We start from the raw sequence: 1,163 nt of genomic DNA, 5'->3' as shown, positions 1-1,163 counted from the left end.
CGGGGGACGCGGGCAGGGCGGACCCCGGGTCGGCGGGCTGCGTACGGGCCTGGGCTGCGGACGGGCGTGGCGGGGGGTGCGACTCGCCGCCGCCTCGCACCAGCCAGGCGCCGGAACAGAGGGCGACGACGGAGACGACGGCTATGACGAGGTTGGCGAATCTGCGCACGCGGGCCTCCTGGATGCCCCCTGTTCCACCTTGATGTCTGATGTCCACCCGGATATCTGGTTCACCCTGGCCCCCCTCCGGGCCGCGAGGGGCGTCGGGCCCGGAGGGGAGGGGGACATGCGGTACCGGCGGACGGACGGCGGAGGACGTCCGTCAGATCCCGTCGCCTCTCGCCCGGCGATGCAGGAGCCAGGTACCGCCCACGGCGGCGACGGCGAGAGCCGCCACACCGGCCGTGGTCCGCACGGGGTCGGGGCCGAGCGCGCCACCGACCCCCGTCTGCACGCTCCCCCTGGGCCGCACGGGGGGCTGTGCGGGCGGCCGGGTCGAGGTGAGTGTGACCACGAGGTCACCGCTGACCGGGCTGTCGTCCCCCGCTCCGTCGCACCGGGCGACGATCTCGTACGTCCCCGGCTGCGCGCCCGGCGGCACCCGGAACCCCCCGACGGCGACCTCCTGATGCGTACCGGGCGCGAGGGCGAAGCCCCCGGCGCCCACCGCACTGGCATCCCCGGCGGCGGTACCGCCCGCTCCGCAGGCCGTCGTGTTGACGGTGACGTGGGTGCCGGGGGTGACGGTCGCCGGGTACACCTCCAGGGTCCCGCCGCCACCGGGGGAAGCGGAGGTGGAGGCGGATACGGAGGTGGAGGCGTACGCGGGTGCGACGGTGACCGCCACCGGTCCGGCGAGGGCGACAGCGGTGAGGACGGCGGTGGCGACGGCGAGTGCGGTACCGGTCGGCGGACGGGCGGCGGTACGTCGCATCGGGCTTGCTCCTCCGAGAGCGTGCGAACGGGGTGTTCTGCTACCGAGGTAAGTGGCAGGCGCCCGGACGCGCTCGCTGAGGACCCGTCAGAAACACGCCGAACGGGTGGCGCGCGACGCCCTCGCACGGCGCGTGTGCCGACATTCGGGCAGGTCATGGCCGTACGACAGGCGTGCGGGAGCGTCGCGGAAGAGAACCGGACGGGCGGGGGCCGGGGGTGTGAACGGG

General features: G+C 75.2%; 1 protein-coding gene. It reads right to left on the bottom strand.

Annotated elements, in window-relative coordinates; translation table 11 throughout:
- Window positions 1-322: 322 nt before the first annotated feature.
- On the bottom strand, window positions 323-934 hold the full coding sequence (locus AOK08_RS42190; protein WP_055535894.1) for a hypothetical protein: 612 nt from the start codon (window positions 932-934) through the stop codon (window positions 323-325).
- Window positions 935-1,163: the final 229 nt, after the last annotated feature.

It is taken from the genome of Streptomyces graminilatus, assembly GCF_001418565.1.
Classification (GTDB): Bacteria; Actinomycetota; Actinomycetes; order Streptomycetales; family Streptomycetaceae; genus Streptomyces; species Streptomyces graminilatus.
This window is presented reverse-complemented; position numbering and strand designations above follow the sequence as displayed.

Bases quoted from the DNA above. Each gene is read 5' to 3' on its own strand.
- AOK08_RS42190 (WP_055535894.1), bottom strand. From the start codon at position 934: ATGCGACGTACCGCCGCCCGTCCGCCGACCGGTACCGCACTCGCCGTC.